This is a genomic window from Synechococcus sp. WH 8101 (assembly GCF_004209775.1).
In the GTDB taxonomy this organism is placed as follows: Bacteria; Cyanobacteriota; Cyanobacteriia; order PCC-6307; family Cyanobiaceae; genus Synechococcus_C.
Window position 1 is genome coordinate 295,019 of the sequence record NZ_CP035914.1, and the last position, 18,085, is coordinate 313,103.

General features: G+C 61.5%; 19 protein-coding genes. 9 read left to right on the forward strand and 10 right to left on the reverse strand.

The genetic code is table 11. The features are described 5' to 3' along the window. Window positions 1–19 precede the first annotated feature (19 nt). Genes hisS through SynWH8101_RS01320 form a run of 4 tightly spaced genes read left to right on the forward strand, consistent with a single transcriptional unit; the run spans window position 20 to window position 4,699 of the window. Window positions 20–1,318 carry a histidine--tRNA ligase gene (gene hisS / locus SynWH8101_RS01305; protein ID WP_130128259.1) on the forward strand — a complete coding sequence of 433 codons (1,299 nt, stop codon included), beginning with the start codon at window positions 20–22 and terminating at the stop codon, window positions 1,316–1,318. A 2-nt stretch (window positions 1,319–1,320) separates the two neighbouring features. After that, window positions 1,321–2,217 (forward strand): glycosyltransferase family A protein, encoded by an 897-nt coding sequence (locus SynWH8101_RS01310; protein ID WP_130128260.1) that lies wholly within the window; start codon window positions 1,321–1,323, stop codon window positions 2,215–2,217. Beyond that, window positions 2,214–3,650, forward strand: a complete 1,437-nt coding sequence (locus SynWH8101_RS01315; RefSeq protein WP_130128261.1) for a nucleotide sugar dehydrogenase — start codon at window positions 2,214–2,216, stop codon at window positions 3,648–3,650. Before SynWH8101_RS01310 ends, SynWH8101_RS01315 begins: the two co-directional genes overlap by 4 nt. Next, window positions 3,647–4,699, forward strand: coding sequence for an NAD-dependent epimerase (locus SynWH8101_RS01320; RefSeq protein ID WP_130128262.1), 1,053 nt, complete (start codon window positions 3,647–3,649; stop codon window positions 4,697–4,699). The genes SynWH8101_RS01315 and SynWH8101_RS01320 overlap by 4 nt, the downstream gene beginning before the upstream one ends. On the opposite strand, the gene SynWH8101_RS01325 is transcribed toward SynWH8101_RS01320, so the two are convergent. The 7 genes from SynWH8101_RS01325 to SynWH8101_RS01355 all read right to left on the reverse strand — a co-directional run bounded on the left by SynWH8101_RS01325 (window position 4,690) and on the right by SynWH8101_RS01355 (window position 7,572). After that, complete coding sequence (locus SynWH8101_RS01325) at window positions 4,690–5,154, reverse strand: hypothetical protein (RefSeq protein ID WP_130128263.1); 465 nt, start codon at window positions 5,152–5,154, stop codon at window positions 4,690–4,692. The genes SynWH8101_RS01320 and SynWH8101_RS01325 overlap by 10 nt on opposite strands. Before the next feature lie 152 nt (window positions 5,155–5,306). After that, window positions 5,307–5,507 carry a photosystem II reaction center protein J gene (locus tag SynWH8101_RS01330; RefSeq protein ID WP_007100872.1) on the reverse strand — a complete coding sequence of 67 codons (201 nt, stop codon included), beginning with the start codon at window positions 5,505–5,507 and terminating at the stop codon, window positions 5,307–5,309. 12 nt (window positions 5,508–5,519) lie between these two features. Beyond that, a complete protein-coding gene (locus SynWH8101_RS01335) occupies window positions 5,520–5,639 on the reverse strand; it encodes a photosystem II reaction center protein L (RefSeq protein WP_007100871.1) in 120 nt (39 codons plus the stop codon). A 21-nt stretch (window positions 5,640–5,660) separates the two neighbouring features. Beyond that, on the reverse strand, window positions 5,661–5,798 hold the full coding sequence (psbF, locus tag SynWH8101_RS01340) for a cytochrome b559 subunit beta (protein WP_007100870.1): 138 nt from the start codon (window positions 5,796–5,798) through the stop codon (window positions 5,661–5,663). A 3-nt stretch (window positions 5,799–5,801) separates the two neighbouring features. Continuing rightward, window positions 5,802–6,050: a cytochrome b559 subunit alpha gene (psbE, locus tag SynWH8101_RS01345; protein WP_007100869.1), complete on the reverse strand. Its 249-nt coding sequence runs from the start codon at window positions 6,048–6,050 to the stop codon at window positions 5,802–5,804. A 90-nt stretch (window positions 6,051–6,140) separates the two neighbouring features. Next, entirely contained in the window at window positions 6,141–7,133 is a 993-nt protein-coding gene (locus SynWH8101_RS01350; protein ID WP_130128264.1) for a photosynthesis system II assembly factor Ycf48, read from the reverse strand. Window positions 7,134–7,167: 34 nt separating this feature from the next. Beyond that, window positions 7,168–7,572, reverse strand: coding sequence for a rubredoxin (locus SynWH8101_RS01355; protein WP_165380896.1), 405 nt, complete (start codon window positions 7,570–7,572; stop codon window positions 7,168–7,170). A 95-nt stretch (window positions 7,573–7,667) separates the two neighbouring features. Here SynWH8101_RS01355 and SynWH8101_RS01360 point away from each other — a divergent pair, with 95 nt between their 5' ends. Genes SynWH8101_RS01360 through SynWH8101_RS01370 form a run of 3 tightly spaced genes read left to right on the forward strand, consistent with a single transcriptional unit; the run spans window position 7,668 to window position 9,370 of the window. Next, a complete protein-coding gene (locus SynWH8101_RS01360; RefSeq protein WP_007100866.1) occupies window positions 7,668–8,030 on the forward strand; it encodes an NAD(P)H-quinone oxidoreductase subunit 3 in 363 nt (120 codons plus the stop codon). A gap of 3 nt (window positions 8,031–8,033) precedes the next feature. Next, window positions 8,034–8,813 carry an NADH-quinone oxidoreductase subunit NuoB gene (gene nuoB, locus SynWH8101_RS01365; RefSeq protein WP_130128265.1) on the forward strand — a complete coding sequence of 260 codons (780 nt, stop codon included), beginning with the start codon at window positions 8,034–8,036 and terminating at the stop codon, window positions 8,811–8,813. Continuing rightward, entirely contained in the window at window positions 8,810–9,370 is a 561-nt protein-coding gene (locus tag SynWH8101_RS01370) for an NAD(P)H-quinone oxidoreductase subunit J (protein WP_130128266.1), read from the forward strand. The genes nuoB and SynWH8101_RS01370 overlap by 4 nt, the downstream gene beginning before the upstream one ends. A gap of 30 nt (window positions 9,371–9,400) precedes the next feature. Here the strand turns inward: SynWH8101_RS01370 and SynWH8101_RS01375 are convergent, their stop codons facing one another. Continuing rightward, a complete protein-coding gene (locus SynWH8101_RS01375; protein WP_130128267.1) occupies window positions 9,401–12,463 on the reverse strand; it encodes a clostripain-related cysteine peptidase in 3,063 nt (1,020 codons plus the stop codon). A gap of 114 nt (window positions 12,464–12,577) precedes the next feature. Beyond that, complete coding sequence (gene yvcK / locus SynWH8101_RS01380; protein ID WP_174719482.1) at window positions 12,578–13,912, reverse strand: gluconeogenesis factor YvcK family protein; 1,335 nt, start codon at window positions 13,910–13,912, stop codon at window positions 12,578–12,580. A gap of 286 nt (window positions 13,913–14,198) precedes the next feature. Here yvcK and SynWH8101_RS01385 point away from each other — a divergent pair, with 286 nt between their 5' ends. Together SynWH8101_RS01385 and SynWH8101_RS01390 are read left to right on the forward strand one after the other, a co-directional pair. Further along, the gene (locus SynWH8101_RS01385) at window positions 14,199–14,942 is read left to right on the forward strand and encodes an ABC transporter ATP-binding protein (RefSeq protein ID WP_130130287.1); all 744 of its coding nucleotides are present in this window, start codon (window positions 14,199–14,201) and stop codon (window positions 14,940–14,942) included. Between the two features lie 5 nt (window positions 14,943–14,947). Then, entirely contained in the window at window positions 14,948–15,832 is an 885-nt protein-coding gene (locus SynWH8101_RS01390) for an MlaD family protein (RefSeq protein ID WP_174719483.1), read from the forward strand. Between the two features lie 29 nt (window positions 15,833–15,861). On the opposite strand, the gene SynWH8101_RS01395 is transcribed toward SynWH8101_RS01390, so the two are convergent. After that, a complete protein-coding gene (locus SynWH8101_RS01395) occupies window positions 15,862–18,045 on the reverse strand; it encodes a magnesium chelatase subunit D family protein (RefSeq protein ID WP_130128270.1) in 2,184 nt (727 codons plus the stop codon). Window positions 18,046–18,085 lie beyond the last annotated feature (40 nt).

Genomic DNA, 18,085 nt, shown 5'->3' on the forward strand with positions numbered 1-18,085 from the left:
TTTGTCGCTCAGCCCTTCCATGACGCAACTGCAAAGCCTGCGCGGCATGGTGGATCTGCTCCCGGAGCAGACCCGGCGCTGGCAGGCGGTGGAGGCTGTAGTTCGGGCTCAGATGCAGCGGTGGTGCTGTGAAGAGATTCGAACGCCCCTCCTCGAAGTCACCGAATTGTTTGCCCGCGGCATCGGCGAGGGCACCGATGTGGTGGGCAAGGAGATGTATTCCTTCATCGATCGGGGTGATCGCTCCTGCACGCTTCGGCCGGAGGGAACGGCCTCCGTTGTGCGCGCGGCCCTGCAGAACGGCCTCCTCGCCCAGGGGGTGCAACGCCTGTGGTACGGCGGCCCGATGTTCCGCTACGAGCGTCCCCAGGCTGGCCGACAACGCCAGTTTCACCAGATCGGGGTCGAATGGCTCGGCGTCTCCACAGCCGCCAGCGATGCCGAGGTGATCGCCCTTGCCTGGGATCTCCTCGCGGAACTGGGCGTGACGGGTCTGGCCCTGGAGGTCAACAGCCTGGGCACTCCGGAAGACCGGAAGCTTTATCGCAGCAGGCTGGTGGCCTGGCTGGAGGAGCGAAGCCACGCCCTCGATTCCGACGCTCAGCAGCGGTTGCAGACCAATCCCTTACGCATTCTCGACAGCAAACACCCCCAGACCAGGGCGTTGCTGCAGGACGCTCCCACCCTCGAGCAGAGCCTTGCTCCGTCCAGCCGGGCTCGCTTTGATGCCGTGCTCGAGGCGTTGCAGGATCTGGCGATTCCTGTGCAGCCCAACCCCCATCTGGTGCGTGGTCTGGACTACTACGGTCACACCGCCTTTGAAATCACCAGCAACCAGCTGGGTGCCCAGGCCACCGTGTGTGGAGGCGGTCGTTACGACGGCTTGGTGCAGCAGTTGGGTGGCCCGCCGACACCGGCCATCGGCTGGGCCCTCGGCATGGAGCGCCTTTTGTTGGTGCTCGAGGCGGCGGCCCAGGTTGATCCAGCTGGCCGAGCTGCTCAATTGGTGCGTGTCCAGGGGCCAGTGGCTTACGTGGTGCATCGCGGCGAGGCGGCGGCTCGCCAAGCTCTGCTGCTTTCTCGCGGTTTGCGTCAGCGCGGTGTGGCCGTGGAGCAGGATGCCTCCGGATCGGCGTTTGCCAAGCAGTTCAAACGGGCTGATCGCAGCGGCGCTGACTGGGCGCTCGTGTTGGGTGATGCCGAAGTGGAACGGGGCGTTGTGAAGCTCAAGCCCCTCCAGGCTGATGTCGGCGAGATGGCCCAGGAGGAGCTGCCGGTGGCCGATCTCGATCGACTCGCCCTTTGCCTTGGCCATTGAGTATGCAGAAAGCTCAGAAGCCTCCCTCAGACCTGCACCGCGCCGCGATCGGGCCCAAGGGAGCGGCGGCGGTGACGCCTTATCACCGCGAACCGCTCGAGTGGCTGGCGCGTTGTCATCGCAGCTGTGTGGAGCAGCGGGGTGGCTGGGCTCTGCGTCACGTGATGGTGGCTGACGGGCATCCGCGCGATGAGGTGGATGCCTGGGAAGTGGAGCACATTCGCTTGCCCCGGGCCCATGCCGACAACGGCAACACCCCACGCTGCCTCGGTGCGATTTCCGCGATCAATCAGGGCTACTGGCCGATCCTGTTTCTCGATGCCGACAACTGGTATCAGCCCTGGCATCTCGACAGCGTGGTCGCCTTGCGTCACCGCCATCCTGTTGCTGATGTGCTGGCGATGGGTCGTCAGTGCGTGCTCCCCGACGGCACTCCCATCCCCGGCCTGCCCGACGAGGATCTCGAGCATCGCCATGTCGACACGTCCTGCTACGTGTTCTATCCCTCCGCTTTTCGTGCCCTTCCCCTGTGGGGGATGATGCCTCCGGCTCTCGGCCCTGTGTGCGACCGTTTCATGTTGGGATCACTTCACGAGCTCGGCCTCGTGATCGCCGGCACCCATCACCCAAGTGTCGTGTTCACCACCCACTACAGCTGGGGCTATCAGGCTCTGGGTCAGCCTGTTCCCGGCGACGTGCATGACGTTGACTGGAAGCGGGTGAATGCCGGCTTTGATCCGGTCGAAGTGTTTCGCCGCACCGGCCTCTCCGTTCAGCTCACGCGGCCGTCGGTCGGTGCGCCTCTGCAGGCGTCCTCCCAGGGATCAAGCGTCAGTGGTCCTCCCCTGGATGCCGCCATGACAAAGCCAACAATGATGACCCCGCGCCCCACGGCATGACACCTCCTTTGATCCGCACCATCTGCTGCATCGGCGCCGGCTATGTGGGCGGTCCGACGATGGCGGTGATCGCCGATCGCTGCCCGGCTGTGCAGGTGACGGTGGTGGACATCAACCAGGCCCGCATCGATGCCTGGAACGCCGAGGATCTCAGCAAGCTGCCGGTGTATGAGCCGGGGTTGGATGCGGTGGTGGCCCGGGCCCGCGGTCGCAATCTCCACTTCTCCACCGCCGTGGAAGAGCAGATCGCCGCAGCCGACATGGTGTTCATCTCCGTGAACACCCCCACCAAAACGAAGGGGCTCGGGGCCGGTCAGGCCAGTGACCTGCGTTGGGTCGAGGCCTGCGCCCGCAGCGTCGCCAAAGCCGCCACTGGTCACACAATCGTGGTGGAGAAAAGCACCCTGCCGGTGCGCACCGCCGAGGCGGTCCAGTCGATCCTTGCTGCTGCCGACCCCAACGGCGGCGCGCGTAGTTTCTCTGTGCTTTCCAATCCGGAGTTTCTGGCGGAGGGCACCGCCATTCGCGATCTGGAGGCGCCCGATCGGGTGTTGATCGGCGGTGAGGATCCTGCTGCGATCGAAGCCCTCGCCGCCATCTACGCCAGCTGGGTGCCCGATGAGCGGATTCTGCGCACCAATCTCTGGAGCAGTGAGCTGTCCAAGCTCACCGCCAACGCCTTTCTGGCGCAGCGGATCAGCTCGATCAACAGCATTGCCGCCTTCTGTGAAGCCACCGGCGCCGATGTGCGGGAAGTGGCGCGGGCGATCGGTACCGACAGTCGCATTGGCCCGAAGTTTCTCCAGGCGGGGCCGGGGTTCGGCGGCAGCTGTTTCCAGAAAGACATTCTCAATCTGGTGTATCTCTGCCGCCATTTCGGTCTGCCCGAGGTGGCCGACTACTGGGAGTCGGTGGTGCAGCTCAACACCTGGCATCAGCACCGCATCGCCAAGCTGGTGGTGCAGAAGCTGTTCGGCACCGTGACCGGTAAACGGCTGGCGATCCTGGGGTTCGCCTTCAAGGCCGACACCAACGACACCCGCGAGGCGCCGGCGATCCGCATCTGCCGTGATCTGCTCGAGGAGGGGGCCCAGCTGGCGATCCATGACCCGAAGGTGGAACCGGATCAGATTGAGCGCGACCTGCGTTTGCCTGCCAGTGAGGCACCCGATGCGGAGGCGGGCCCCACCCGGGCGGCCCTGAGCGGTGAGGGAACCTGGTGGAGCAGTGCTGCGGTGGAGGATGCCTTGGCGGGCGCCGATGCGGTGTTGATTCTCACCGAATGGCAGCACTACCGCTCACTCGATTGGGCGGCCCTGGCACCGCTGATGCGTCAGCCCGCCTGGGTTTTTGATGCCCGCTCGGTGGTGGATCCGGCGGCAGTGGCCGCGGCGGGTCTGAAGTTCTGGCGCATCGGCGAGGGCCAGGCATGAGTCATGAGCGTTCCAGGCCGGTGCTGGTCACCGGTGCGGCCGGCTTCATCGGCGCGGCCCTGTGTCAGCGCCTGCTGGAGCGCGGTGATCGGGTGATCGGCATCGACAATCTCAACAGCTACTACGACCCGGCCCTCAAGCGGGCCCGTCTGGCTCAATTGGAGGCCGTGGCAGCAGCACCTGGCGCCGGCAGCTGGCGTTTTGTGCCGATCGCTCTTGAGGATGCCGACGCCCTGATGGCGCTGTTCGCTTCGGAGCGTCCGGCTGTGGTCGTCAATCTCGCCGCCCAGGCCGGGGTGCGGTATTCGCTCGAGAATCCTGCCGCCTACATCCAGAGCAATCTGGTGGGCTTCGGGCACATCCTTGAGGGCTGCCGCCACCACGAGGTGGAGAACCTGGTGTATGCCTCCAGCAGTTCCGTGTATGGCGGCAACCGGAACCTGCCCTTCCACGAGCAGCAACCGGTGAATCACCCGGTGAGCCTTTATGCCGCCAGCAAGAAGGCCAATGAGTTGATGGCCCACACCTACAGCCACCTCTACGGTCTGCCGGCCACCGGTCTGCGCTTTTTCACGGTCTATGGCCCCTGGGGCCGCCCCGACATGGCACCGATGTTGTTTGCCAAGGCCATCCTGGCCGGTGAGCCGATCAAGGTGTTCAACCACGGCCGCATGCAGCGGGACTTCACCTACATCGACGACATCGTGGAAGGGGTGTTGCGCTGCTGCGACAAGCCCGCCACCGCCAATCCCAGCTTCGATCCGCTCGCTCCCGATCCCGCCACGGCGGCAGCGCCCCATCGGGTGTTCAATATCGGCAACAGCGAGCCGATTGAGCTGCTGCGCTTCATCGAAGTGATGGAGCAGGCCTTCGGCCGGGAGGCGATCAAAGACTTCCAGCCGATGCAGCCCGGTGATGTGGTCGCCACCGCCGCCGACACAACGGCCCTGGAGGCTTGGGTGGGGTTCCGCCCTTCCACGCCGATTGCCGAGGGAGTGCAGCGCTTCGCTGAGTGGTATCGGAGCTTTTACAGCCCCCTTCAGTCGTAGAAGCGTTTGCCGTCGACCCTTTTCTGACGATGGCGGCGCGCTTCACGTCGGGTGTATTCGCTCACTGTGGGGTTGGCCGCGATCGGATCCACATGGGCGACCTGCTCCCACAGCTCTCGCGGCGCCCAGCGCACGGTGTGCTCCACCCGGTCGTGTTTGGTGATGTGGCACCAGCGGGAAGAGCCGCATTTGGGGCAGAAGAGCTCTTCCAGCCACTCATTGCTCAGCACCAGAACCGGGTAGGCATTGATGACCAGCTGGGCTCTCTTGGCTGACATTCCACGCCGTTGCAGTTCCTCGGCACTGAGCAGGTGGAGGTAGTACTTCTTGCCGTTCCCTTCGATCTTCTGATCGGGATGGGCCGGACAGAACAGTTCCCTGCGCTTGGGTCGGCGGTTGCGACGGTTCCGGGTTGGCTCGCTCTGATCAGCACATCCCTGAGGGGAAGTGACCATGGTCAGCTTGCAGCAAAATCCAGCCTATGAGGCCGAGGTGACATCGACTCTCCTCTCGCTGAAACCGATCAGGACCTATGCGTCATTGGCATCAAAAAACCCCCGGATCCTGGGATTCGGGGGCTGAGATGTGGGTTCCGATGGGCTGAGGTTCAGGCGGAACCGACGCCGGTGTAGGAGCCGTAGAAGAACAGTCCCACCACGAAGATCACGGCCATGCCGCCGGCAGTGGCCACGAGCCAGAGGGGAAGGGCACCTTCAGTCCAGCGGGAGCGCCAGGCCACCGCAGGGCGACCGTCGGGGAGGCGATCGGGGATGCGACCGTCAGGCAGGTTGGATTTCTTGCCGCTCATGGGGTCAGTTCCTCAGTTGAAGAAATAGCTGGAGAACAGGATCCCGGTGGTGAACACCAGCAGCAGCCCCAGATAAAGGCTGGTGCGGTTCAGTTCCACCGGCAGGTTGTTCGGATTCGGGTTGCGCTGCATGGGAAGTGTCCGAGGAGGAAGTCAGCGGCGGATGAACTGCATCGCAGCCAAAGCACCGAGGAAGAACACCGTGGGAATGCCCAGGGTGTGCACAGCGAGCCAGCGCACCGTGAAAATCGGGTAGTTGCGCGGCGTGGATGTGGCGGAGGATTGGGTCATGGCTTATTGCAGGCGCAGGTCGAGCTGGGACTTGCCTTCATAGCGTTGGCTCACAACGGGAGCCTTGCTTTCCGAGGCCTGGAAATAGGCGTCGGGGCGGGGTGTGCCGAAGGCGTCGTAGGCGAGGCCAGTGGACACGAACAGGAACCCGGCGAGGAAAATCGCGGGCAGGGTCACGGCGTGGATCACCCAGTAACGGATGCTGGTGATGATCTCAAAAAACGGGCGTTCCCCGGTGGAGCCGGCGGCCATGGCTTCGGGCGTATCAGCTTGGCGATCCTAAGGCGCGATGCCGGAGCGCCGAGGCTGGCTGAGGTGCTTGGTTACACAGCGTTGTGGCGCTTAGCCCTGCCAGCGCAATAGCACACCCCGTTCGCCGAGCAGGAAGGTCTTGCCGTCGCTTTCTTCGAATCGGGTGAAATTGGTCGGCTGTTCAGCGCCCACGGGATCCCGTTGCCAGCTCTCGCCGCCATCGCGGCTCACCAGCAGGGTGCCGTTGCCGCCACCGGCCCAGATGGCACCGTCGGGGGTCCAGGCCAGATCCATGTAGCCGTAGCCATTGGTGATCGGAATGATCGGTTTGCTCCAACTTTCGTTGTTGCCGCGCTCGGTGTTGAAACGGATCTGGGCGCCGCGCGCCAGCATCCAGAGATTGCCGTCGGGCTGATAGCCGATGCTCTGAAGGCGCTGGCTGCTTACCCGTTGGTGCACTTGCCATACCTCCTGGCCGGGATCCCAGCTGGCATAGAAGTTGCCCAGGCTGCTCACGCTCACGTAGCGACCGTCATCACTGCGGCGCAGATCACGCACGGCGCCGGCGGCATCGCTCACTTCCGCTTCCCAGCTGCCGCCGCCATCGCGGGTGCGATACACAGCCCCCACGTTGGTGGCCAGCTCGGCGCTGTTGGGGCCGAGGGCCGTGATCAGATAGGGCTCACCAGGCAGCTTGGTGTCGAGGAACAGACGGGTCCAGTTGTTGCCGCCGTCGGTGCTGTGCATCAGCAGCCCGGGCTGGCCGGCGATCCAGCCGTCTTTCCCATCGAAGTCGATGCTGATCAAACGGAAGTTCTCTTCTTCTGGCAGGTCCAGGCTGCGCTCACTCCAGCTGCTGCCGCCATCGTTGGTTTCCAGAATCATCCGATTGCTGCCCACCAGGAAGCCGTGATTGGCATCGGTGAAGGCCACATCGAGAGGATTGGCTTTGGTTTGCAGGTCAATCGCCTGCCAGGGACTGGTTTCCGCCGCCGCCAGGCGGGTGGAAACGCAGCCGCCGAGGCCGAGGCCGAGGCAGGCCACGAGCAGCAGGTGGAACAGGGGATGGAGCAGGCGCTTCATGACGGTCGCGACGTGGGGCTGAGTCAACGAGGACTCAGCGGAGGGAGTACAAGGAGAGGAAAAAGGCGAAGGCGAGGGCGAGGCTGCCGAAGATCAACACATTCTTCTGGCCGGGCGTGAGCCGGTTCACCCCGAGGCCGTAGTTGAGGTTTTCTTCGAATCCACTGGCCTTGGTGCGCGGACCGATGTCGCGGAAGGCCCCCACCTTGCTGCGACACACCGGGCAGCGGAAGCTGATCGCGTCGAGATCCTCGAAGGCGGTGCCGGCGGTGATTCCCAGCTTCTTCACCCCCTCATCGGGGTCATACACATAGCCGCAGCTCCGACATTCGAAGCGGTGGGTGCGGGGATCGCTGCTGACGTTGTCCTGTTCGGGAGCTTCGGTTGGCTGCTCCGGCACGGGAGCGCTCGGATCCTGCGCTGGGGTCTCGTCGCTCACCGCTGCTCGGCCTGGCCACACAACTCTATCGGGGGGCTTAAGGCAACAGAGTGCGGCAGCGAGTGTCAGACTGCCCCGAGATCGGGCCTGCCCAGATGTTCGCGCTGCCGGGTTATGACGCCTTTCTCGGGTTTTTGCTGATCGCGGCAGCGGTTCCGGTGCTGGCGTTGGTGACCAACAAGCTGTTGGCACCGCGTAGTCAGCAGGGGGAGCGCGAGCTCACCTATGAGTCCGGCATGGAGCCGATCGGTGGCGCCTGGATTCAGTTCAACATCCGTTACTACATGTTCGCGTTGGTCTTCGTGATCTTCGACGTGGAAACGGTGTTCCTCTATCCCTGGGCGGTGGCGTTCCACCGGCTGGGTCTGCTGGCTTTCATCGAAGCCTTGATCTTCATCGCCATCCTTGTGGTGGCGCTGGCCTACGCCTGGCGCAAAGGCGCCCTCGAGTGGAGCTGACCGATGCCTGACCCAACCACTTCTTCGCTCCCCACCACGCCATCCATCGATGCCGTACGCGACCTGCGGGCTGCCAGCTGTGGACCCGTCGCCGGTGCTGCCGAGGGAGCGCCGGCAGTCACGAGCGATCTGAGTGAGAACGTGATCCTCACCAGCCTTGATGACCTCCACAACTGGGCCCGCCTCAGCAGCCTCTGGCCCCTGCTTTACGGCACCGCCTGTTGCTTTATCGAGTTTGCGGCCCTCATCGGCTCCCGCTTTGATTTCGACCGATTTGGTCTGGTGCCTCGTAGTTCACCACGCCAGGCTGACCTTTTGATCGTGGCCGGCACCGTCACCATGAAGATGGCGCCGGCACTGGTGCGGCTCTATGAGCAGATGCCGGAACCCAAGTATGTGATTGCCATGGGGGCCTGCACGATCACCGGTGGCATGTTCAGCGCCGACTCCACCACAGCAGTGCGCGGGGTCGACAAGCTGATCCCCGTCGATCTCTATCTCCCCGGCTGCCCGCCCCGCCCGGAGGCGATCTTCGATGCGGTGATCAAACTGCGCAAGAAAGTGGCCAACGAATCGGTGGCGGATCGCCGTCAACTGCAGCAGACCCACCGCTATTGCACGGTGCAGCACAGCATGCAGCGAATCGACCCCGTCGTGACCGGTGCCTATCTGCGGGCCGAAACCCAGCTGGCGGCCCTCAAGCCTGGGGTCGGTCTGGCGATGCCAGCCGTGCCCAACACCGAACCTTCCGAGACCGCCACCGCACCCGCCGAATTGTCATGAGCGCGACTCCCGACAACAAGCCCGCAAGCGAAGCAGCGGCAGAAACCACCGTTCCAGCAGCACCTGAGCCTGGCCCTGTCAGTCAGTGGCTCAGTCAGCAGGGATTTGACCATGATCTGCTGCCTGCCGATCACATCGGCACGGAAACCATCGGTGTTGAGGCGATGTTCCTGCCGGTGATCGCCGCCGCACTCAAGAGCCACGGGTTTGATTACCTCCAATGCCAGGGCGGCTACGACGAGGGCCCCGGCGAGCGGTTGGTCTGCTTCTACCACCTGGTGGCGATGGCGGATGTGGTGGAGGGGCGCTGCGATGCCGTGCGTGAAGTGCGCCTCAAGGTATTTCTGTCCCGCGAAGGTCAGCCCAGCGTGCCCAGTCTTTATGGCCTCTTCCGTGGAGCGGATTGGCAGGAGCGGGAAACCTTCGACATGTTCGGCATTCAGTTCGAAGGCCATCCCCATCCCAAGCGTCTGCTGATGCCGGAAGACTGGAAGGGCTGGCCGCTGCGCAAAGACTATGTGCAGCCCGATTTCTATGAAATGCAGGACGCTTATTGACCGGCGTGCGAACTCATCGGATGATCGCAATCAAGCCAGGTGAAACGTGATGTCGTTGAAGTCTCCATCGTAGCTGCTGGTTTGAGATGGAAGGAGATCTTCAAATCCGAAATAGCCATCTCCAAAGTTTAGAAACTGAATGGCTTGGTTAGGATTGGCGGCCGCTATTGAGTACAGGGTGGTTTGAGTGCCTGCATCGTTTGTTGTGAGCAGAATGGCTCCATAGGACTGATCGGCTTCAAAGCGTGTCGACAAGCTGGCTTTCTTGTTGAAGGTTTTCAGGTCGGTTAGGGGAGCGATGAGCCGGTCCAGAGCCAGATTGCGGTAGTCCTCGGAGTCGCTTGGACTGATCAGCCCTTCGGATGTTTGAAATGCACCCGTCAACGTGTCCACTTGAAAGAATCCTAGTTGAGCTGTGTTAGCACTTGTTCCCTCGATCCATATCTCCAGATTGATGTCGTTATCGGGGCTCCAGATTCCCGAGGAAAAGGTCTGTGTGCCTCCGTTTGTCTTGGCTTGCAATGCTGTACTTCTGTTAATATCAAGGCTGCGATAGCTTGCGTTAATTGCTTGGCCTTCTTGAAGATCGCGAAGGCCCTCAATTTGATCCGTGCCGGTCATCTCAACAATTGAACTCGTATCTTGTAAGTCTTGATTGACGTTCACTTGCCCCCATGATTTGATGCTGGTTTCGACGTCGACGAGAGAATCTTTCAGAGGAGTGGTGTGATTCCCATAATGATCGATCAAGAGTGAGATGTTGCTGGAGGCGTTGCTGTTGAAGGTATCGGAGGGATCTTGGTCGAATTTAATCTCAAATTTATAGGTCGTATTGCTGTCAAGCTTGATGTATTCGTCGATTGTGACGTTTGACCGAAATGTGTTTGAGTTATTGTTTTCAGTGTCAGTGATGGTGAGTTCTGTGAGCCCTGCGCTGCTCGAAAGTAGAACGATATCGGTTGTGAAAGTTCCTGGTGTGCTGGGATTGATGGGCGGGGCTACGGGTGTTTCGTAGTAGATAACTTGCGTTTGGTTTTGTCCGATTGAGAAATTGAACAAGCTTGGCGCCGTGATCGGAGTGGTTTTATCATTGATCGTGACGTCATCGTCGCCGTTAATATCACCATTCGGGGGAGTTGATACATTGTTGTCATCCTGATCTTTGGCGTAGCCTTGAAGGCTTTGATTGCTGATCCTCAAATCGAAATCGTATCGTGCTGAGATGGTTCGGTCTGGCGTGATTACCACCTGGTCTCCGGCGTTAATCGTTTGATTCTTTTGAGATGGATTGAGGTTGTTGCCAGAAAGAATGAGTGTTCCTTCCTCCTTGATCTGCGTGTTCCAACGCGCCTTTTCTGTTCCTTCGGAGCTTCGGATGGTTATGGAAGCGCTTCCAGCCTGACGCAGATTGAGAATATCAAGATGGAATTCTAGGTCTGCAATCGATGCTCCCTCTATCCGTGGAAGTTTGATTTGAGTTTGATTGATTGCTGCATCATTAGATGTGTAACTTAAGTAACCATCGATTTGTAGGGCTAGCCAGGCTTCTTTCCCTTTGGCTTGTGTGATTTCAGCGTCAAGCCGGATCGCTTTCGAGCTCTCAAAGCCACTGTTGGTCTGGACTTCGGCCAGAAGTGGTAAGACACGGTTGATGACGCGTGACCATCCTGTTGCTTGCTCAAAGCTTGGGGCCGTTTCCGTGAAGCGATCGAGGGGATCCTTGGCATATTGATTGACATAATGATCATCTTTTATCCACTGATCAAATGCTGTTGGGAGTGTGATGGTTAGGCCAGAACTAGCATTCAGGCGAAACCCTTCTTGTGGTTTATAGTTTTGGTTGTTGGCGACGATTGTATTCTCTAGGGCTTGGAGGATTTTGTTGGAAGCATTGATTAGTGCTGTGGATGCTCCGGGTGTTGAGCGGCTGATCAAGGCGACATTGCCAAGATCCTGTAAAAAGCCAAGATAATAGCCGGTCCCCTTCTGGCGAATGGATTTCAATAGATTGATGAGGAAAGTATCGCTGCTTAGGATGAATGCATTCGCGTAATCGCGAATGGCGCCGTTCAACGGCGCAAGAGTCGTTGTGTCTGATAGTGAAAGCGTGTTGTGGGAACCATTGCGCTCGCTGTAGGTGTTCACGAAGGCCAGCCCAAGTGTTTTGGAATTTTGCTCGATGCCTTCTTGGTTGGATTGCTTGCTGTCAAGACTCAGATTGCTGAGAGTCCGTAAGTAGTCGAATCCATTCCCTGGAATCGTTTCCTGAGAGGCGAGGAAGTAGCGCGTCGTGGAACTCAGCTCAGTCAGGGTTTCGATGCCTGCCATCAGGCATTCGTCATAGGCGACCAGCCCAAAACGCGATTGATTCGATAGGTTGCTACTGATAGCGCTTTTGAGCGAGTTCGCTAATTGGTAAACCTCGAGTGATCCGTCCTCTTGGTCTCGGTCATCATCTGGTCCGTCTAAATTGCCCCCTCCCAGATAGCTATTGCCATGATTGCTCAAAAAAATTGCGTGAGGATTGCTGCCGAAATATTCTTGTGTGTTGCTCTGTCTAAGCAGGTGGTCGAACGACTGCGGCGATCCTGTGAGCATCTCCTTAGTTATTGTAAATGTTGTGCTGAGGCCAAGCGTTATATCGCTGAATTGGGGATACGAGTTGAAGAATTCTTGTAAATAAGAATTATATGTGTCGGGATGAGTTTTTTTGACGCTGCTGCCGGTTTTGTTGAGTAGTAGTTGGATGAGATTAGAGTATTTCCGGTAGTGATCTGAGTCTTCTGCGTAATTTTTAATGTTCCGGATGGTATCTTCTGCTGCGGCGGATCTTTGAACGATGCCTATTCCTGTATATGGCCAGCTTGGTTGACTAAAGCCGTCTTCAGAATCATTGTGAATGCCGTCCCAGCCTGTGGGAAATATCGCAGTATCGGGTTCTCTTCCTGCTGCCTGGTCAAGCAGGATGAGAGTGCTGAACTGATCTGGATTAATGTTCAGGGCAAGCTCGATCTCGGCCAAGTTCGTTGCCAAGCCTTGGGCAAGATCAACGCTGGTAAAATAATTCGCGATTTTATAAGTTTCACCGGCCATAGTAATTTGTTTTTAATCTCAAATTAGCTCGCGGGAGAGTGTTTCGTCTCTTTGTGGACGCTTTGCTGATTGGCTGTTTTGGGGTCTGGCTGTTGGAGTCCTGGTTTGGTTGTTTTAAGTGTTCAGCGAGAGTTTCTCTGCCTTGTGTTTTCGGTAAAATCGCATCACCGCCAGGGCCAGGCTGCGGGGGTCGTGGCGAAGGGTGGCTGTCGGTCGCGCACCCTGCAGGGGTGCTTCCATCACGTCGTAACCTTCGGCTTCGAGATGTTGTCGGTCGCAGATCACCGGTTCGGCGCCCCGTTGGCGGTAAAGACCGATCAAGGGAGTTTCGGCCAATTCCTCTTGAGCCAGCACAGCACCGAAGAGGCGGTGGCTGACGCCGAGTGAGGCCAGCTGGGCCTCAATCGCTCGCAGATGGCCAGCCACATCCAAACCATCCGTTTCACCGGGCTGGGTCATTAGGTTGCAGATGTAGAGGCGCGGCGCCCGGCTGCGCTGGATCGCCGTGACCAGTTCCGGCACGAGCAGATTCGGCAGCAACGAGGTGTAGAGACTGCCAGGACCAAGCAGGATCAGATCGGCATGGGCAATCGCCTCCAGGGCCCTGGGTAGAGCCGGTGGCTGCTCCGGCAGGCAACCCAGGCGCACGATCGGGCTCGGGGCATGGCCAATCGCCGATTCACCCTCAATCCGGCTGCCGTCTTCCAGCTCAGCCCACAGACGCACATCCACATTGGTGGCGGGCACCACCTGCCCTTGCACCGCCAGCACCCTGCTGGAGGCGGTGATCGCCGTTTCCAGGCTGCCTGTGATCGCCGTCAGCGCTGAAAGAAACAGATTGCCGAAGCTGTGGCCCTCGAGGCCACCGCCAGCGGAAAATCGATATTGGAACAGTTTGGTCAGCAGGGGCTCCTCGGTGGAGAGGGCTGCCAGGCAGTTGCGGATATCGCCGGGGGGTTGCACACCCAGCTCCCTGCGCAGCACCCCACTGCTGCCACCGTCGTCGGCCACGGTGACAATCGCGGTGATGTGGCTGCTGTAGCGCTTCAGGCCGCTGAGCAAGGTCGAGAGGCCTGTGCCACCTCCAATGGCCACGATGTTGGGGCCCCGGTTCAATCTGCTTTTCGCCCGCAGGGCATCCACGAGCACGGTGTCTTTTTCTGGGGCCAGGGCCTGTTGAATCGAGCCGAAGCTGCGGCTCTGCCCCCAGAGCACCAGGCCGATCCCCAGCAAGAGAACGAGAGGGCCGGTGATGCCGCGGGGCATCACCCGGGTGATCCAGCTCAGGGCTTCCTGGATCGCCCAGAGGGTCCAGTAGATCGGTTGGAGATCGGCCCAAACCGCCGCTCCGAGCAGGGCCAGCACCAGACCGATGCCGGAGGTCAGCACCCAGCGCTTCACCACCAGGCCCGGCTGCAGCCAGCGCACGGCGCGGCGAGACCGGCTCATCAGATCCCTTTGGCGCATCACCTGCTGCTGCCGCCGTTGGCTGCGGCGACTATCGCGGCGTGGGTTGCGCTGGGTAGGGGGGATCGACGATGTCAAACGGTCGGCCGCAGTTCGGAGCCACTGGGCTGACTGTAAGGACGCTGGGCCACTGCACCACCCTTGGCAGGCAGAGGCAGGATGGGCCTGTTCCCGCCGCCAGATCCTCGTGCCCAGTCCGTCGGTGCCCAGTCCGTCGGGGCCCAGTTCCGCCGTGGCCACTCCGGTGGTGGAGATGCGCAACCTCACCATGCAGTGGGGACCGAAGCCGGTGCTGGATCGGGTCAATCTGACGATGCAGCCCGGCGAGCGGTTGGCGGTGGTGGGCCCATCCGGCGCTGGCAAGTCGACCGTGTTGCGGCTGCTCGCAGGTCTGCAACTGCCCACATCCGGCGACCTGCACTTGTTCGGTCAGCCCCAGATCTATCGCCGCCTCGATCAGCGCCAACCCCCGGACGTGCGCCTCGTGTTCCAGAACCCGGCCCTGTTGGCGTCGTTGACCGTGGAGGAGAACGTGGGCTTTCTTTTGAATCGATTGGGGCGCTTGCGGCCGGCGGAGATCCACACGCGGGTGATGCAATGTCTCGATGCGGTGGGCTTGCACGATGTGGCCGACAAATACCCCGGTCAGTTGAGTGGGGGTATGCAGAAACGGGTCAGCTTCGCCCGCGCTCTGATTGACGATCCGGATCGGCAGGAGGGGGCGATGCCCCTGTTGCTCTACGACGAGCCGACGGCGGGTCTGGATCCGGTGGCCTGCACCCGCATCGAAGACCTGATCATGAAAACCACCACCGTTGCCAACGGTTGCTCGGTTGTGGTGAGTCATGTGCGCAGCACGATCGAACGCTCGGCTGAGCGGGTGGTGATGCTCTATGCCGGACAGTTCCGCTGGGATGGCTCGATCGAGGAGTTCCGTCAGACCGACAACCCCTATGTGCGTCAGTTCAGGACGGGTAGTCTTCACGGGCCGATGCAGCCCTCTGAGCACTGATCCCCATGCGTCGCAGCGTTCGAGAAGCGATCGTCGGTTTTTCCATCGTGGGAGCGATTGCGGCCTTCGCCGGCACCATGCTCTGGATGCGTGGCATTCGTCTCGGTGCGGAGACCTGGACGGTGACCGTCAGTTTTGACGATGCCGGCGGCCTGGATGCACGCTCCCCGGTCACCTACCGAGGCATCCTGGTGGGTTCGGTCCGATCGATCAACGTGACCCCGCAGGCCGTGGTGGCCACGCTCGAGATCAATGAACCCGACCTGCGTCTGCCTCTGCCGGTGACGGCCACCGTGGGTGCTGCGTCGCTACTTGGTGGCGACGCCCAGGTGAATCTGATCAGCCAGAACAAGCCATTGCCGGCCGATGCGCCGCGGCCCAAGTCGAAGCGCTGTTCAGGAAGCCCTGTTCTGTGCGACGGCGCCAAGATCAGCGGCGTGGAGGCTCCCAGCCTGGATACGGTCACTGCCTCGATGCAGCGGCTGCTGCAACAGGCCGAGAAGGAGAAGCTGGTGAGCAACCTGGTGGGGTCCACCAAGCAGTTCGATGCCACGGCCGAAGACGTGCAGAAGCTGATCGAGCAGCTCAGCCGCGAAGTGGCCAGGGCTCAGCCCACGATCAACAACCTCAACAAGGCCACGGCGGAGGCCGCTGAAGCTTCGGTGCACATCAAGAACATCGCCGCTGCCTTCGACAATCCTCAAACGGTGAATCAGCTCAAGCAAACCGTGAGCAATGCCCGTTCGATGACGCAGAAATTCGATGCGGTGGGCGGTGATGTGGAGAAGCTCACCTCCGACCCCACCTTCATGAAAGCGGTGCGGGATGTGACCATCGGTCTGGGAGCCTTCTTCCAGGAGCTTTATCCCGCCCAGACCAGCCAACCCTGAAGCCGCTGGTTGGTTTCACCTGCTCGTTGTCACACCGAGCTGATCGCCTCCATGGCGATGGCGGCAATCGCTTGGTCGCTGGCCTTGGGCAGTTGCACATATTTGCCACCGGCGGCTTCGGCCAGGTCCTTGCCCATGCCGCTGCCGATGAACTTGCGCTCGGTGTCGATCACCAGCAGCTTGATGCCCAGTAGCCGGTAGCGGCTCGCGACATCCAGCACCTCCTGTTTGAGGTCGGGCTTCTCCTCCCCCTCCAGCTGGGGCTGGCCAAGAGACGTGCTCAAGGGCACATTGCCGCGGCCGTCGGTGATCGCCACCACCACCACCTGGCCGAGATCGCCCGTGGCCAGAGCATTGGCCCCTACCCGGGCTGCCTGGGTGAGGCCATGGGCCAGCGGTGAGCCGCCACCGCAGGGCATCGATTCCAGCCGCCGTCTTGCGGCGGTGATTGAGCGGGTGGGGGGCAGCAGCACCTCCGCCTGGTCGCCACGGAAGGGGATCAGGGCCACTTCGTCGCGGTTTTCATAGGCCTCGGTGAGCAGCCGGATCACGGCGCCCTTGGCGCTCTGCATCCGGTTCAGGGCCATCGATCCGCTGGCATCCACCAGGAAGATCACCAGGGCACCGGCCTTGCGCTGCAGCAGCTTGGCGCGCAGGTCGGCCTCTTCCACGATCACGGTGCGCTCGGGTTGGCGTGCCCGGCGCGCTTTCTGGTAAGGCGCCGCCGCGCGCAGGGTGGCATCCACGGCGATCCGGCGTACGGGGCCGCGGGGCAGCATCGGTTTCACGTAACGGCCGCGGCTGTCGCTGAACACCACCGAACGGCTGCCGCTGCTGCCGCTTTGGCTCTTGGCGGCGTTGAACAGCAGCAGATCCGGATCGATCGCCACCGCTTCTGGATCGAGCATGAACTCTTCGGGCACCGAGGGAGGCGCTTGGTCTTCTGGAGAGTCGTCCTCCGGGCTGTCGTCTTGGTCTGGATCGTTGTCGTCGCTGCTGTCGTCGTCGGGCGGGTCGCTCTCGTCTTCACCGGATCCTTCCGGCGGTGGCGGTTGATTCTCCGGGTTCTGATCCCCCGCCTCCGGTGGCGGCGGGCTCTGGTCCTGCGGCTGCTCGGGGGGAGGTGGCGGCTCCATCTGCTGATCCGGTGGCGGCAGCTGGGAGGCGCGCGGGGCGATCACCAGAGCCACGGCCACCTGCAGGTCGTCGGCCTCCACCCGGTCGCGTCCGCTCAAGGCGGCATGGGCCTTGGCGACGCGCACGGCATACAGCTCGGAGCGATGCCCTTCCACGCCGCCCCGAATCGCCTCGGTCACCAGGTATTCGATCTGTTCGCCGCTGATCTGCACATCCGGCAGCCATTGGCGTGCCAGCAGCAGCTGCGTGGCCAGGGCATCGGTCTCCTCCCGCCAGCGCTCGGCGAAGCTGCGGCTGCACTGGCCGTGGGCCAGCACCGCCTCGGTGATCTCCACCCGTTGTTCGGTGCTCACCAGCTGATTGGCGGAAAGGGCGATCGCAAAGCGATCGAGCAGGTGATCGCGCACCGTGCCTTCCTCCGGGTTGTAGGTGGCGATCAGCAGCGGGCGGCAGGGATGGCTGAGGCTCAGCCCCTCCCGCTCCACCTGGTTCACGCCGCTGCCCACAGCGGCCAGCAGCAGATTGACGATGCCGTCATCGAGCAGGTTGAGCTCATCCACATAGAGCACGCCGCGATGGGCTTCCGCCAGCAGGCCTGGTTGGAACACGGCGTTGCCACTGGCCAGAGATGCGGTCACATCCACGGATCCCACGAGACGGTCCTCGGTGACGCCCAGGGGCACCTGCACGAATGGCGCTGGAATCACCCGGGTGGGCATCAGGGCGTCCGAGCTCCTGTTGTCGGGATCGCCTCCCAGGGCGGTGATGCGTCGCCGAGCGTTTGCGTCCCAGTCGTCCGGCCTGGTGGGGTCGAGGTTGCGGCCGTGGCTCTGGGGGCCGTCGCCGCCCTCCACATCCAGCACCTCAATCGGTGGCAGCAGGGCATGCAGTCCTCTCGCCAGCACGGATTTGCCCGTCCCTCTGCCACCGGCGATGATCACGCCACCCAGGCCGGGATCCACCGCCGCCAGCATCAGCGCAAGTTTGAGGGTGCCATGCCCGGTGATCGCAGCCAGAGGGAAGGCGCGCTTGGCCTGATCCTGGGCTGCCGTGCTGGCCACTCCGCTTGCCACCATTGATGCGTCCAGCGCTGTTCAGGTGGCTCAGTCTCGCTGA